Annotated in this window: 7 protein-coding genes; 3 read left to right on the top strand and 4 right to left on the bottom strand. The window is 73.5% G+C overall.

Features of this window, described 5'->3' with window-relative positions; translation table 11 throughout:
• Positions 1-49: 49 nt before the first annotated feature.
• Positions 50-742, bottom strand: coding sequence for an O-methyltransferase (locus tag WMF34_RS16700; protein WP_437993879.1), 693 nt, complete (start codon positions 740-742; stop codon positions 50-52).
• Positions 743-873: 131 nt separating this feature from the next.
• On the opposite strand from WMF34_RS16700, the gene WMF34_RS16695 reads away from it, so the two are divergent.
• Positions 874-1,785 (top strand): LysR family transcriptional regulator, encoded by a 912-nt coding sequence (locus WMF34_RS16695; protein WP_437993878.1) that lies wholly within the window; start codon positions 874-876, stop codon positions 1,783-1,785.
• Positions 1,786-2,086: 301 nt separating this feature from the next.
• Here WMF34_RS16695 and WMF34_RS16690 read toward each other — a convergent pair whose 3' ends face one another.
• Complete coding sequence (locus tag WMF34_RS16690) at positions 2,087-6,271, bottom strand: TOMM system kinase/cyclase fusion protein (protein ID WP_437993877.1); 4,185 nt, start codon at positions 6,269-6,271, stop codon at positions 2,087-2,089.
• Positions 6,272-6,703: 432 nt separating this feature from the next.
• Here WMF34_RS16690 and WMF34_RS16685 point away from each other — a divergent pair, with 432 nt between their 5' ends.
• Together WMF34_RS16685 and WMF34_RS16680 are read left to right on the top strand one after the other, a co-directional pair.
• Entirely contained in the window at positions 6,704-6,874 is a 171-nt protein-coding gene (locus tag WMF34_RS16685) for a hypothetical protein (protein WP_437993876.1), read from the top strand.
• A 439-nt stretch (positions 6,875-7,313) separates the two neighbouring features.
• Positions 7,314-8,795 carry a glycosyl hydrolase family 8 gene (locus tag WMF34_RS16680; RefSeq protein WP_437993875.1) on the top strand — a complete coding sequence of 494 codons (1,482 nt, stop codon included), beginning with the start codon at positions 7,314-7,316 and terminating at the stop codon, positions 8,793-8,795.
• Positions 8,796-9,092: 297 nt separating this feature from the next.
• Here WMF34_RS16680 and WMF34_RS16675 read toward each other — a convergent pair whose 3' ends face one another.
• Positions 9,093-10,205: a hypothetical protein gene (locus WMF34_RS16675; protein ID WP_437993874.1), complete on the bottom strand. Its 1,113-nt coding sequence runs from the start codon at positions 10,203-10,205 to the stop codon at positions 9,093-9,095.
• A 271-nt stretch (positions 10,206-10,476) separates the two neighbouring features.
• Positions 10,477-15,309 (bottom strand): sigma 54-interacting transcriptional regulator, encoded by a 4,833-nt coding sequence (locus WMF34_RS16670; protein ID WP_437993873.1) that lies wholly within the window; start codon positions 15,307-15,309, stop codon positions 10,477-10,479.
• Positions 15,310-15,314 lie beyond the last annotated feature (5 nt).

The following is a 15,314-nucleotide window of genomic DNA, read 5'->3' as shown; positions in this document are numbered from 1 at the left end:
ACAGACGCCCGCGCCGCTCGCCCTCGCGCGAGGAACGAGGCGGCCTATCTCACGCCTCGCGCTCGCACCCGTCGCGGCCGTGCCAGCAGGAGACCTCCAGCCTGTCCCCCAGCGGGATCTCCACCGACCCGTAGCCGCTGTCCGCGCCGCGCACGTACTCCAGGTACGGCCGCAGGTCATCCGGGGCGATGTCGAGATCGTCCGCGACGATGAGCGCGCCCCTCCGCAACCGGGGCTCGAGCATCCGGAGCATGGGCAAATAAAGGTTCTTCCATCCGTCCAGCAGGACCAGATCGATCGGCCCCTCCACGTCCCGCAGCGTCACCAGCGCGTCTCCCTCGCGGATCTCGACGAGATCGCCGAGCCCGCTCTCATCGAGGTTCTGCCGCGCCCGCCGCACCTTCTCCGGGTGCAGCTCGCTGCCGATCACCCGCCCGCCGCCGCCATCGCGGATGGCCGCGGCCAGGAACACCGTCGAGATCCCGAACGACGTGCCGAACTCCACCACCGTGCGCGCCCGCGCCGCGAAGGCGAGCAGATGGAGCAGCCGCCCGACCTCGCGGGAGACCGGCAGATACGCGTCGGCGAGCATGTGAGCCAGCGTCTCGGGGTCGGGGCTCGGCCCGCGGCGCTCCCAGTCGCCGCGGACGCGGGCGATGATGCGCGGATCGCCGCTGTCGGCGTCCTGGAAGAGGCGGTCGAGGGTCCTTTGAACGCGCGGCGAATCGAGCGTCGTGCTCATGATGGCATGTCTCCTCCGGGCAGGCACGGGCAACGGCTCCCCTGCCCTCGCGGCTGCCCTGTTCGACACCGAACCTGCGCCCGAACAGACATGACTTCCAGTGCATGTACGGTAAGTTATTGCTGCGTCCCATGCACTCCATGGATCTGAACCTGCTCGTCGCGCTCGACGTGCTCCTCGAGGAGGAGAGCGTCCTCCTGGCCGCGAAGCGGATGCACCTCAGCCCCTCGGCGATGAGCCGCACGCTCGCGCGCGTCCGCGAGGCCGTGGGCGACCCGATCCTCGTGCGCGCCGGCCGGCGGCTCGTGCCCACGCCGCGCGCCGCCGAGCTGCGCCCGCGCGTGCGCGCGGTGGTCGCCTCGGCCAGCGCGGTCCTCCGCGAGCGGGGCGCGCTCGACGTCGCCGCGCTCACCCGCAGCTTCGCCGTCCGGACCAGCGATGGCATGCTCGGGCTCGTCGGCGCCCCGCTCCTCGACGCGCTGAGGGCCGAGGCCCCGCGCGTCACCGTCCGCTTCCTGCCCGAGGGCGACGAGGACGTCGCCGCGCTCCGCGAAGGCCGGATCGATCTCGATCTCGGCATCATCGGCGACATGGGCCCGGAGATCCGCGTGCAGGCGCTCGCCAGGGACCGCTTCGTCGGCGTCGTGCGCCGCGGCAGTCCGCTCGCGTCCGGCAAGGTGACGCTGGAGCGGTTCGTCGAGCACGCCCACCTCGGTGTCTCCAGGCTGGGCAAGACCTGGGGCCCCATCGACGAGGCCCTCAAGAAGAAAGGGCTCGCCCGGACCACCGCGGCCGTGGCGTCAGGCCATTACGCGGCGCTGTGCCTCCTCGCCAGCTCCGACCTCGTCGGCGCGTTCCCGTCGAAATGGCTCGCGCACGCCGCCCCGCGCTTCGATCTCGTCACGTTCCCGCTGCCCGTGACCACGCCGGCCATCACCATCTCGCAGGCATGGCACCCCCGCTTCGATTCCGACCCCGCGCACCGGTGGCTGCGCGACCGGCTCCGCCGCGTCTTCCGGTCGCTCGCGGAGTTCGGGGCGTAGCCGCGCTAACGCCTCTCCGCGGGCACACCATCTGCGGCGATGCTGCCGCCGAAGAATGCCTCCACGCGATGCATCGGTTCCATGGTCGGGCGCTTCTTGTGATCGTCGTTCGCGCTTCGATCCCCTGCCTGCCAGGGCGCATTCACCGTAGGGCACCGATCACGTTGAGCGAGCGAGAAGTGAACCGCCAAGGCGCCATAAGACGCCAAGATTTTTGTGATTCTCTTGGCGTCCTTGGCGCCTTGGCGGTTCGAATTCTGCTCTCTTCTGGCGGTTTCAACCCGTTTGTCGCTCTAGAAGCTCATCCGGCCAGAGCGCCATGATGAGCCGCTCCGGACCGCGCAGCGCGCTCAGCGAAGCTCGGCCCCGCCAGCTCCTTCAGCAGCGCCTTGGCTTCCACCAGCGCTGGCGTGTCGAGCCCCTCCTTGAACCACGCGTAGATCGGCGCGAGCGACACGCACGCCTCCTCGCGCCGCCCGCGGTCCCGGAGGACGCGCGCGAGCGACGTCACCGCCTTGAGCTCTGGCATCTTCACGTCCTGCGCCTGCGCCACGGCGATGGCGTCCCGGAAGCAGCGCTCGGCCGCGTCGAGGGCGCGCGGATCCCGCTTCAGGACGAACTCTCCTTTGACGTGGTGGAGCAAGGATACGTAGTAGAGCTCGACGTCGTGCTCGGCCTTCTCGAGGCACTCGTCGATCCGCGTGATCGCCGCGTCGAGGTCGCCGGCCAGCGCCTCGCACTCGGCCACGATCGAGGCCCAGTACGGGAAGGCGACCTCGGCGCCCATCGCCCGGAACCCGGAGAGGAGCTGCCGAGGCACCGTCGGATCGCCGTCGATCCAACCCTGGAACATGGCCGCGAGCCCTGCCCACTGCGGCAGACCGTGCCGCTCTGCGACGGCGGCGAGCGTCGCGGCGACCTCGCGCGCCGGCTCCCGCTCGCCGCGGTAGTGCCAGACGCCGAGCAGGTGGCCGAGCGCCATGCCGAGGCTGTTCGCGTCGTCGAGCTCGCGGGCGAACGCGACCGCCGCCGTCCCGGCCTCGAGCGCCCGCTCCGGGTAGCCGAGCAGCCACCACTGCAGCCCCGACAGGGCGAGCGCGTGGACCTTCGAGTCCTGACCGAAGGTGCTGGCGTGCGCGCGGTGGACGGCCGGATCGTAGCTCGCGAGCGCGCGGTCGAGGCACGCCCTCGCCTCGGCGTGCTTGCCCGAGAAGAACAGGCACTGCGCGTAGATCGGCAGGACCGCGACAACGTTCCCCGCGTCGCCGGACCGCTCGGCGAGCCGCAGCGCGCGCTCGGCCAGCGACTGCGCCTCCACCCGGTGCGAGCGGGCGTGGTGGTAGGTGATCAGGGCCCACAGGGTCGGTATCGCTCCAGGGCTGTCTCCGAGGCGATCGAGCAGCGCCTGGGCGCGATCCAGGGCGCTCTTGAGCTCGTCGTCGCCCCAGCCCCGGCTGGCCATCAGCGCGGGCGTGACGACGCCGTGCAGCTCGAGCTCCGCCTGGATCCGCTCCGACGCCGTCATCGGCTGCCCTTGCAGCGCGGACCCTGGCGCGGCCGCCGCGGCCGCCGCGACCTGCTCGTCGTCTTCCTTCGATGACGCGATCCACCCGAGCGCCTGCCGGGCCGCCGCGATCGCCTCCGCGTACGCCGAGCGCTGGAGCGCGGCCATCCCGGCCTTCCTCGCGTACCCGACCGCTTCCCGCCGCTGCTCCGCGGCCGCGTGGTGGTGCGCGAGGAGGTCGGGCCGCTTGCTCGCGATCTCCGGGAACCGCTCCTCGAGCGCCCTCGCGATGCGCAGGTGCACCTCGCGGCACGTGCGCTCGAGCAGCGACTCGTACGCAGCGTCCCGGACCAGCGCGTGCTTGAAGACGTACGCTGGGTTCTTGATCCGCCGCTTGCGGTACACCAGCTCCGAGGCGACGAGCTTGTCGAGATCCTCCTGCACCTCGGCCTCCTCGAGCGGGCTCACGACCCCGAGCAGCTCGAACGTGAACTCCCGCCCGATCGCCGCCGCGACCTGGGCGGTCTCCTTGGCCCGGCCGAGCCGGTCGAGGCGCGCCACCAGCGAATCGCGCAGCGTGGCGGGGATCGAGAGATCCGAGAGCGGCCGCACCAGCGCGCAGCCGCCCTCTCGCTCGGCGAGCGCGCCCGCCTCGATCATCGCCAGGACCAGCTCCTCGATGAAGAGCGGGACGCCGTCGGTCCGGCTCGTGATGTGATCGAGCACCTCCGCCGGCAAGCTCCGGCCGCCCATAATCTGCGCCGTCATCCGCTCGACCTCCGGCCTGCCGAAGCGGCCGAGCTGGATCTGGAGCAACGAGCCAGGCGACCACGGGTGAACGAACTCCTGCCGCGCGGTGAAGATCCCGAGCAGGCGGCTCGATCCGATCTCGCTGACGAGCTGACCGAGCAGCTCGACCGTGCTCGGATCGCCCCAGTGCAGGTCCTCGACCAGGAGCGCGACGGGCTCTTTCTCGCCCATCTCGAAGAGCAGGGAGAGGACCGCGTTGCGCGTCATCTCGCGCTTCCTCTGCGGCGAGACGTCGAGCGGCGTCCACCGCTTCGGGAGCGGGAGCGAGAGGAGGGACGCGAAGAGCGGGACCGCCTCGCGCAGCTCGAAGCCATAGAGCGAGAGCAGGGCCTCGAGCCTGTCCACCCTGCCCTCGGGGTTCGCCTCGCGCCGCGGGTCGAGCATGCGCTCGAGCAGCTCGATGATGGGATAGAACGCGCTGTGCACGCTGTCGGGCGTGCAGCGGCACGCGATCCAGGCGTGCGGGCGGGTGCCGATCCGCTCCTCGAGCGCCCGGGCGAGGCGGGACTTTCCAATCCCCGGCTCGCCGCTGATCAGCACGGCCTGCCCGGCGCCATCCGAGGAGGCCCGCGCCCAGCGTTCGAGCAGCGCCTCGATCTCCCGGTCGCGGCCGACGAGCGGCACCTCCCGGAGCGCGGCGGAGGGGGCACCGTCGCGCAGCGCGAAGGCCGAGACCGGCATCGTGGAGTCGTCCGTGACGCGGATGCCGGTCTCCTCGAGGAGGAACTGCTTCCGGAGGAGCCGCTCGGTGCCGCCGCTGACGAGGATGCCGCCCGGCTCGGCGAGGTGGCTGAGGCGGGACGCCAGCTTCGGGGTGGTGCCAACGACGTAACCGAGACCCGCGGACGCGGGATTGCGCAGCTCACGCGCGACCACGAGCCCGGTGTGAATGCCGATCCGGACATCGACGCGCAGCTTGCGGGCCGCCTCGAGCGCGGCGCTGCGACGTGCGACCTCGGATGCGATCGCGAGCGCCGCGCGGGCCGCGCGCCTGGCATCGTCCTCGCGCGCCTTCGGGTAGCCGAAATAGAAGAGCACGGCGTCGCCGAGCCCGCCGGCGACATGGCCGCCGAAGCGGCGCGCGAGCTCGGCGCACACCTCCTGCTGGAGGCCGAGGACATGGTCGAGCTCCTCCAGGTCGGCGGCCCGTGACCCGACGCCCGCGGCGCTGAGGATGCAGCACACCGCGGTGATCTGCCGACGCTCGCCCTGGACGAGCCGCAGGTGGCGCCCGTCGCTCCCCGGCTTGCCCGGGCTCACGGGAGTCTCCGCGTCCTGGGCCGCCCGGCCCGGGTGACGGTCGCGCGCGCCCGGGCGAAGCCCGGCCACGTCGCAGGCCTCGAGCTCGCGGAGGAGCGACGCCGCCGTGACCTGGCGCGCCGCCGGATCCTTCGCGGTCACGCGGCGGAGGATGTCGCCCAGGGGGTGGTCGGCGATCTCCGGCGGGATGGGGATCGGCTCGGCGGAGAGCTGTTTGAAGACGACCTCGGCCACCGTCGCTCCCTCGACCACGCGCTTGCCCGTGAGGCACTCGAGGAAGAGGAGGCCCCAGGCGTAGAAGTCGGAGCGCGGCGTCGTGTGCTGGCTGCGGAGCTGCTCCGGCGCGGCGTACGAGGGCGTGCCCACGGACTCGTCGGTCAGGGTGATCCGGGCCTCCTTCTCGTGGCGGGCCTCGTGGATGAACCCCCCGATGCCAAAGTCGAGCACGAGCGCGTTCCTCCGGGCTCCGGTGGGCACGATCATGATGTTCGCCGGCTTGAGATCGCGGTGGACCACCCCCTGCGCGTGCGCGCACGCGAGCGCATCGAGGATCTGCATCATGAGGTGCCGGGTCTCGACGGGATCGAGCTGGCCCTCCCTCTCGAGCACCTCGGCGAGGTTGTTCCCGGGGACGAACTCGAAGACCGAGCAGACCACGGAGCCCTCCGCGTGCCTCGAGTCGATGAGCCGGACGATGTTGGGGTGGTGCAGCTGCGCGCAGAGCTGCATCTCGCGGTGGAAGCGCGCGATGCGCTGCTCCTGCGCCTGCGCCGTGCTCTCCTTCGGGAGCCGCAGCACCTTGATCGCCACGTGCTGCCCCGTGGCGAGCTGCCGCGCCTTGAAGACGGTGCCGAATCCGCCCTCGCCCAGCGCAGAGACGAGCTGGTACCGCTCCCCGAAGACCGCGCTCATGGCCACCGTTGAATCGACGTCCACCATGTCGCTCCCCCACCCCGGTGTTCTGATCTGGTGCAGCTTACACCTGTACACCTTTTCCGCGGTGAGCGGAGCAATTTTCCTGGATGCGAGGGCCTCGACGTTGAGGACGGTGCGCGGCGGCGGCCCTCGGTCCGCGGCGCATCGGCGACGCCGTCGTCGGCGGCGAGCGCTGGAGCTCGGCCCGCGACGCGCCCAGTCGCCGCGGACGCGGGCGATGATGTGCGGATAGCCGCCGCCGGCGTCCTGGAAGAGGCGTTCGAGGGTCCTTTGAACGCGCGGCGAATCGAGCGTGGTGCTCATGATGGCGTGTCTCCTCCGGGCAGGTCGACGGCGACAGCGCTGCTGCGCGCCCTCGCTGCTTCCCTGTTCGACACCGGATCTGCGCTCGAGAAGGCATGATCTCATGTGCATGTACGGCAAGTCGCCGTGCGCTCCGGCCGGCGGCGCGTGCCCACGCCGCGCGCCGCCGAGCTGCGCCCGCGCCCGCGCGTGCGCGCGGTGGTCGCCTCGGCCGGCGCGGTCCTCCGCGAACGCAGCGCGCTCGGCGTCGCCGAAGGCGGCCCCTTCGCTGCATGAAGAACAAGATGCTCGAATCACCCAAATTTTTCAGGAGAACCGGATCGCCGTTGGAACGGTGTCCTCTCACCCCGGGGCAGCCCGGCAGTTGGGGCTTGACGCCTCGGAGCGGTTGGATTTCCTTCTCCCCCAGCAGCGTCATCTGGATCGCGGCGCTCCGCGTCGTTCAAGGTCGGGTCGTCAGCCCGGACACGATGGCTGATGGACCCACGAGCACGTCAGTTTTAGACGAATCAAGAATGCCACGGTTCAGGTGCCCCTCACGACCAGCAGCCCCGGGCCAGGTTTCGATCTTTCCGGAGCTGCTCGAGGTCGGCGACTCGGCGCATCACCCCTGCTTGCGAGCATAAACCACGTGGACATCACCCGGCGATGTTCACGCCGAGCGCGTCCTCAGCAGGATGCGAGCTCGAACACGAGGACAGCGATGAACTTGCGAATGCTAACGTCTCCCGTCGCATCGGCATGGTTTGCGGTCACGGTGATCGCCTGCGCGCCCAGCAACCAAGGCACCCAGGTCGGCTCGCCCGATCCGGCGAGCTCCGCGAACCCGGCCGGCAGCGCCGCTCCGGCCAGCACCGCGAGCCCCAGCGCCGCGGCCCAGACGCCCGCCCCGGCGGAGCCCGCGCCCCTCGGTCCGCCGCTCAAGCCCGCTGCCACGGGGGCGTTCGTCACGGGGGAGTACCGCAACCTGTTCGCCGAGCTGGGACACAAGCCCGCCGAGATCGACGCGAAGATCGCGAAGGCCTACGAGCAGCTGTTCCACGGCGATCCCAAGGAGCAGGCCGTCCTGTTCCCCGCGGGAAAGAACGCGAACGGCCCCAAGGCGTACATCATGGACATCGGCAACAACGACGTCCGCTCCGAGGGGATGTCGTACGGCATGATGATCGCCGTGCAGGTCGATCGCAAAGACGACTTCGACGCCCTGTGGAACTGGGCCAAGTCCCACATGTACCGCGCGGATCCGAAGCACCCCGGCTTCGGCTACTTCTCGTGGCAGATGCGCCCGGACGGCACGGCCATGGATGAGAATCCGGCCCCGGACGCGGAGGAGTATTTCGCCACCGCGCTCCTGTTCGCGTCCAACCGCTGGGGGAACGGCAAGGGGATCTACGATTACAAGAAGGAAGCCTTCGCCATCCTCGACGCGATGAAGAACCGGAAGCCGATCACCGGGCCGGTCAACAAGGACAAGCGCAAGACGACGCTGCACTCGCTCTTCAACACCGAGCACAAGATGGTGCGGTTCACGCCCGACGCGGACAACTTCGCGAAGAACGGCGATCACACCGATCCGTCGTATCACCTGCCGGCGTTCTACGACCTCTGGGCGGCCTGGGGCCCCGAGGCGGACCGCGCGTTCTGGGCCGAGGCGGCCAAGGTGAGCCGCGATTACTTCGTCAAGGTGACCCACCCGAAGACCGGGCTCGCTCCGGATTACGCCAACTTCGATGGCACCCCCAAGGCTGCCTCCTGGGACGCGGGGACCGCCAACTTCCGTCAGGACGCGTTCCGCACCGCGATGAACTGGTCGGTGGACGCGGCGTGGTGGGCGAAGGATCCGCGGCAGACCGAGCTGAGCGATCGCCTCCTCGCGTTCTTCGAGGCGCAGGGCCCCAAGTACAAGGGCAACTTCACCCTCGAGGGCAAGCCCATCGTCGACTACGACTCGCTCGGGCTCGTGGCGGCGAACGCCGTCGCGGCGCTGGCCGCCACCCATCCGCGGGCCTGGCGCTTTGTCGAAGAGCTGTATCAGCGCGAGGCGCCCACCGGCAAGTGGCGGTACTACGACGGCATGCTGTACACGATGTCGCTGCTGCACCTGAGCGGGAAATTCCGCATCATCACGCCGCAGGCGCAGGCCGCGGCGCCGGCCGCTGCAGCGAAGGCGCCTGCTGCCGCTGCCGCGAAGAAGTAGCTCGGCGGGCGTGGGGGCGCTCGGGATCACGCCGGTGATCGCGGGCGCCCGACGCCGACGCCCCTCGCAAGGCATGGCCCGCCGGGAGGTGGCGTTCCAGGACCTGCACCGCGTCGCAGCGGGCCTGGAATAGCGTTCACGCTGTTCAAGCGAGAAATGAACCGCCAAGACACCAAGGACGCCAAGAGAAGATTCTCTTCTTGGCGCTCTTGGCGCTCCTGGCGTCTCGGCGGTTCGAAATTCCGCGCTTTTCAGGCAAATTCAGCCCGTTTGTCGCTCTAGCCTGCGCCCCCCGGATCACCGGGCGACGCCGCGGAGCTCCAGCTCGCCTCCCGGCGAGCGCGCCGCGACCACGGTGATCGTCGCGGAAGCCGACGGCCCGAACAGCTCGGACGCCGAGAGCCCGGGGACGTCGGCCGCGGGCGCCGAGAGATCGGCCGGCCTCCGCCGCAAGGACGCGTTGCCGTCCGCGGGCCGCTGCACCCACTCGATGAGCTCGCCGCGGACCTCGGGGAGCACGTACGGCCGGCCCGATTGCTCGATGCTCGCGGCCAGGGCGTCGCCGTCGGCAGGCGCGGTGATGTCCCCGATCCGCAGATCGAACTGCTCGAACTTGGGCTCCGGATGAGACGGCGCCCATTCGAGATAGGCCACCACCCTCTCTCCGGCGCCGAGCATCGGGAAGGACTGCTTGCCTTCCCGGGATCGCGGGATAGCGCGCCTCGTGCGCCGGTCATAGACCACGATGTCCGCGAGATCGCGCGCGTCCTCGTCGAAGCGGCCGTCGGGATCCTCCGAGAAATCAGCGAAGGCGACGTGCGTCGCCGAGATGTCCGGGAAACGCTGCTGCCCCGGGCCGGACGCGATCTGGACCGCCTCCGCCTGGCCGATCTCGTACAGGAAGACGTCCGTGTCGCCGCTCTCGTCCGCGGTCAGCCAGCCCGTCAGCACCACGGCGTCTCCCTCCACGCGCGGCTCGCCCGCGTGATCGAACGGGCCGCGGATCGTCTGCGTCTGGCCGCCCCGGCGCACGCGCACGACGCGTGTTCCATCGTCCGTCGCCTCCCAGACCACGACGTCGCCGGCGAGCGCGGGCCGGCGCGGCGCCTCGGCGGCCGGCGCGAGGAGGAGCTCCTCGCCCGTACCGAGATCACGCAGCCTCAGGGCGCCGCTCGCGTCGCCAGCCTCGCGCGGCGCGACGTAGGCCAGCAAGCAGCCGTCGATCGCGTAGGGGGGAGCTCCGGGCGCCTGCGGGGCGCCTGTATCGACGTTCGAGGCGAAGACGGCGACGCCATCGGCCGCGGAGGCGTCGCACGCGGCGGGCGGAGGCGGCGCGGTGGGGGCGCCGCCTCCGCCGTCCGGCAGGAGCGCCGGCGATCCGTCGACGACCGCAGGCGGTTCTCCGACCACCGCCCGCGATTCGTCGACGACCGCAGGCGAGCAGCCCGCGACGAGCAGCGCGAGCGCGAACCGCCGGCTCCATCCACGGCGAGAGCTCGGTCCTCGATGGTCGGGGCGCGGGGAGATCGGAAAGACCGTTTCTCCTGCCGCGCGGCCCTGTCGGCGCTCCTCCTCGAGCCTCGATGTGTTCAGTGCTCCGGAACCGCTGCCCTTCATAAAGAGTCCTCCACTACCGCGTCTGCTTGCCTCTCTGTCGTCAGTGGCGCCTTCTCGAGGGGATTCACTCCGCTTTCCTCTGCGACCCGGAGGGGGCGCGCATGCCGAGGCGCGCCATGCGCTTCTTCAGACCCTGGCGCGTGATGCCGAGGCGCGCGGCCGCGCGGCTGATGTTCCCGCCGGTCTCCGCGAGCGCGCGCCGGATCGGCTCGCGCTCGTCGTCGTCGGCCAGCGCGTGGCGCGCCTCGCCCGAGATTCCCCGCCCCGTGGCCGGCGGCGGGACGGGTCCGGCCGTCGGCGGTCGGGCCGGCGACGCGGGGGGCCCGGCGGCGTCGGGCGTCCGGCGCGCGCTCGCCCGCATCCCGCGCGGGAGGTGCTCCAGCTCGACGCGGCGCACGCCCAGCGCGGCCAGGCGCTGGGCCAGGTGCGCGAGCTCCCGCACGTTGCCGGGCCACGCGTAGGCATCGAGCGCCGCGAGCGCGCGCGGCGCGATCTCGATGGGGGCGCCCGTCCGAGCCAGATACCCGGCGAGCAGCAGCGGCACGTCGCCCTCCCGATCGCGGAGCGGCGGCAGGTGGATCTCGATGGCGTTCACCCGGAAGAGCAGGTCCTGCCGGAACGCCCGCTCGGCGATCGCCTGCGCGAGATCCCGGTTCGTGGCCGCGACGATCCGCACGTCGAACGGCCGCTCGTCGTCGCTGCCCACCGGGCGGTAGCGCCGTGACTCCAGCGCCCGCAGCAGCGCCGCCTGTCGCGCGAGCGGCAGCTCCCCCAGCTCGTCGAGGAAGAGCGTGCCGCCCTCGGCCCGGGCGAGCAGGCCGGGGCGCGCGCGCTCGGCCCCCGTGAACGACGCCCGCGCGTGGCCGAAGAGCTCCGCCTCGAAGAGCGCGTCGGGTACGGCGCCGCAGTTGACGGCGACGAGATCGCGCGAACGGCGCGGGCCGAGATCGTGGAGCGCGCGGGCGAAGAGCTCCTTGCCCGTGCCGGTCTCGCCCATGAGGAGCACGGGCAGATCGCTGTCGATGGCCGCGTCGAGGCGCGCGAGCGCCCGGCCCAGCGCGGCGCTCTGGCCGAGGATGTCGGGGAAGCTCCTCCGCGGCTGGGCCGCGGGCACGACGGTCGTGTCGGCGCGACGGAGATCGGGCGCGGGCTCCGCGAGCGAGGCGACGCAGGGAGGCGCCAGGCCTTCGCGGCGGGGCTCTTCCGGCGCTCCGGGGCGGGTGAAGAGCCGCAGATCTTCCGGCGCTCCGGGGCGGGTGAAGAGCCGCAGATCTTCCGGCGCTCCGGGGCCGGCGAAGAGCCGCAGGAAGAGCCCCGCGAGCGACGCCCAGCGAGCGGCCCGCGCCTCCGTGACGGCGTCGAAGCACGCCGGGCGGAACCGGTGCTCGACCACGATGAGCGCGCGCGGAGGCCCGGGGAGCGCCGGACCTGGCGAGGCCGCGCTCGCCGCCAGGACGCGCGCGCCCATCGAGGCGTGGCCCGCGCCGGCGCGCAGCACGAGCCGCGAGCCGCGGCCGCCCGGCGTCTCCACGTCGCGCTGGTAGTGGACGGGCGCGGCCTGGCTCAGCGCGAGCTGCGCCAGGTCGGGCGCGACGCGCCGGGCCGCCTCGGCGATCTCCAGCCCGTCGAGGTCGGCGCCCCAGGCCGCGACCACCCGCCCCTGCTCGTCGACCACGGCGAGCAGCGCGCGCTCGGCCCCCGACTGCTGCACGAGGGCGCGCGCGAGCCCGACGGCGGCCTCGGCGGCGCCGTCCGCTGTCGCCACCGACGCGAGCCACGCCCAGAGCGCGCCGTCCTCTCCGCTCGCCGCCGCGGTCATGCCTGGGCCAGCATACGCGCCGCCCGCCGCCGCCGGCGCGCCCTGCGCCGCCGCCAGTGCGCCCTGCGCCGCGGACGGTGCGCCCTGCGCCGCCGCCGGTGCGCCCTGCGCCCCATGCGCGCCGCCCCGCGCCGTCGCCGCGGCCGGCGCCCGCCGTGCGCCCGGCCGCGCCGAGCGCAGCACGTCGAGCGCCTGCGCCTCCACCTCCGCGAGCATCGCCGCGCGCGCCCGCCGCGCGGCCCGGATCGCCCCCCGCGCCGCCCGCCGGGGCTCCGCCGGCAGCTTGGTAAGGTACGCCTGCGCCTCCGCCACCTGAGCCCGCGCGTCCACCAGCGGGTCGTTCGCCCGCACGCCCGGGTCCAGCGCCGCGAGCGCCGCGAGCGCCCGCCGCCCGTCGCCGTCGAGCAGCGCGACGTTCGCCCGCGCGATCACCAGATCGGCCTGGATCGCCGCAGGGAGCGACGCCGCGAGCGCCCACGCCTCCTCGATGCAGCGCTCCGCCGCGCGCGCGTCGCCGCGGCGCACCTCGATGTCCGCGCGCGCCGACAGGCACCAGCCGCGCCCCGCCACCTGCCCCAGCGATCGCGCGAGGTGCATCGCCTCGTCGAGCGCGCCGAAGGCCTCCTCGTAGCGCGACGCCTTCCCGAGCGCGATCCCGAGGTTCATCAGGCACGAGCGCATGCCGGCGCGGTCCCCGAGGGTCCGCTTGACCGCGAGCGACGCCTCGAACGTCCGCACCGCGCCGTCCACCTGGCCGCGGTACAGGGCGACGATGCCCGCGTTGTGGTGGAGCCGCGCCACCTCTTCCACGTCGTCCACGCGCTCGCCTTCCACGTCGTCCACGCGCTCGCCCGCCGAGGGCAGCTTCGCCTGCGCCCCCGCGAGCCACGCCTCCGCCTCGCCCCAGTCGGCGCGCATCAGCGCCACGAGCCCCAGCGTCGACAGCGCGAACGCCTCGGCCGCGCCGCCGCCGAGCCTCCGCGCCGCCGCGAGCGCCGCCAGCGCCTGCTCCTTCGCCGCCGTCGCGTCGCCATCCCGCGCGCGCTTCTCCGCGCGCCGCCGCAGCGCGAGCACGAGCACCCGCTCGTCGCGCTGCGCCGCCTCGTCGAGCCACGCCACGACCTGCGGGTGCGCCGCGCCCACGCCCGCGTCGCGCGTCAGCCGCTCGAGCCTGCAGAGGAGCGCCGGGGTCCTCCGGTCCGCGTCCTCGCCGAGCGCGAGCAGCGCCTGGATCTCCTCCGACCGCAGCCCGGCCTCGCGCGCCTGCGCCGCGGCCCGCTCGTGGAGCTCTGCGCGCCGGGCCTTCGTGCACGGCGCCGCCGCCGCCGAGAGGAGCGCCGACGCGGGCGCGCCAGGATCCGCGAGCAGCGCCGCGGCGACCTCCTCGGCGACCTCCGGCGTGGCGAGCGCCGCGGCGAGATCCCTCGCCAGGGCGGGAGCGGACAGCGTGCAGAGCGCGCCGGCCGCCGCCTCCCGCCGCGCGATCAGCGCGCCCGCGAGCAGCTCGCCGAGGGCTCGCTCGCCGGAGGCGCGCGGCTGCCCGCCGCCCCGCGCGTCCGCCCGGCCGCCGCGCCCGAACCCGAGAGCGCAGCGCGCCTCGGGCAGGGCGCCGCCCGCGATCGCGATCGCGGCGAGCGTCGCGCAGGCGCCGGCCGACAGCCCGCGCACGCGCTCGATCGCCGTGTCCTTCGTGAGCGGCACGCGGCCGAGCGACGCGAAGAGCCACCCCGGGTTCTTCCCCGACGCCACGGCGGCCTCTCGCACGCTCGCCTCGTCGTCCACGCCGAGCGCGCGGCACAGCGCGCCGAAGCTCGCGTCGCCGAGCGGCCCGAGCGCCACGCACGCCGCGCCCTCGGGCGCGCTCCGCGCCGTCGCGACCACCTCGATCGCCGCGCCGCCGGGCACCGCCGGCCGGCACCGGTACGCGTCGAGCGCGGCGCGGAGCTCGGCCGGGGCCTGATCCAGGTCGTCCAGCAAGAGCAGGAGCGGGGGCCCCTCGCCGGGCGGCGTCACGAACGGCGGCGCCCGCTCGGCGCCCCGGAAGAACGCGATGAGCCGCAGCAGGAGCGGGTCGGCCTCGCGCGGGAACGCCACGTAGCGGGCGCTCCGCCCGGCGAGCAGCGCCCGCGTCACGAGCTCGCGGCCGAGGTGGCTCTTGCCGGCGCCGCTCGGCCCCGTGACGTAGCGCACGCGGCCTGGCGGTGACGGCGCCTGCTGCAGCGCCTCGAGCTCGCGCTCCCGCCCGATGGGCGCGGGCGGCGTCCCGACGGCGATGCCCGCCTCCGCGGCCGCGACGCCGAGCTGCCGGAGCACCTCGCGCGCCTCGGCAGGGCGGTCTCGCGGGTGCAGCGCGAGCAGCGCCTCGATCACCTCGGCCACGCTCGGCTGGACCCACGACGCGGCGTCACGCAGCGGTCGCCGCGCGCGAAAGGGCCCGGGCGGGCGGCCCGCGGCCGAGCACCACGCGAGCGCCCCCAGGCTGTAGAGGTCGGACGCGGCCGACGGCGCGCCCCCGGCGAGCAGCTCGGGCGCGGCGAAAGCCGAGGTGAACGCGACGGCGCCGCCCGGCGCGCGCGCCCTCGACACCGCCGCCCCGAGGTCGAGGAGCACGGCCTCGGCGCCGCCCCCGCCGAGGGGCCGCATCCGGACGTGCGCCGGCTTGAGATCGCTGTGCACGAACCCCGCGTCGTGCAGGGCGGCGAGCGTCCTCGCGACGCCGGCGAGCACGCCCGCGAGCCGCGCCGGGCGTTCGCCGGCCGGGGCCCGCTGCACCCACGCCGCGGCGTCGTCGCCGGCCACGTACTCCTCGACGAGGAAGGGCGCTGCCGTCCGCTCGTCCCGCCCGAGATCGTGCGCCCGCACCACGCCGGGGACGCGCAGGCGCGCGAGCAGCGCGAACTCGCCGAGCAGGGTGTCCTCGCGGAAGGCGCCCTGTCGGAACACCTTCGCGACGAGCTCGCGCCCCCGCGCCTCGCGGTCGATCACGCGCCCCACGACGCCCTGCGCCCCCTGCCCGAGGATCTCGCCGGGCTCGTACCGAGCATGGGCCACGAAGGGCTCGCGCCGCGGGGCGTGCATGGCCG

The sequence above is a fragment of the Sorangium sp. So ce145 genome, assembly GCF_051525985.1.
Classification (GTDB): domain Bacteria; phylum Myxococcota_A; class Polyangia; order Polyangiales; family Polyangiaceae; genus Sorangium; species Sorangium cellulosum_B.
Note: the sequence above shows the minus strand (reverse complement) of the source record. Positions and strands in the feature narration are given on the sequence as shown.

What these genes read in the sequence shown, in the direction of transcription:
- WMF34_RS16690 (WP_437993877.1), bottom strand. Translation starts at nt 6,271, where the DNA reads ATGAGCGCGGTCTTCGGGGAGCGGTACCAGCTCGTCTCTGCGCTGGGC.
- WMF34_RS16680 (WP_437993875.1), top strand. Translation starts at nt 7,314, where the DNA reads ATGCTAACGTCTCCCGTCGCATCGGCATGGTTTGCGGTCACGGTGATC.
- WMF34_RS16695 (WP_437993878.1), top strand. Translation starts at nt 874, where the DNA reads ATGCACTCCATGGATCTGAACCTGCTCGTCGCGCTCGACGTGCTCCTC.
- WMF34_RS16670 (WP_437993873.1), bottom strand. Translation starts at nt 15,309, where the DNA reads ATGCACGCCCCGCGGCGCGAGCCCTTCGTGGCCCATGCTCGGTACGAG.
- WMF34_RS16700 (WP_437993879.1), bottom strand. Translation starts at nt 742, where the DNA reads ATGAGCACGACGCTCGATTCGCCGCGCGTTCAAAGGACCCTCGACCGC.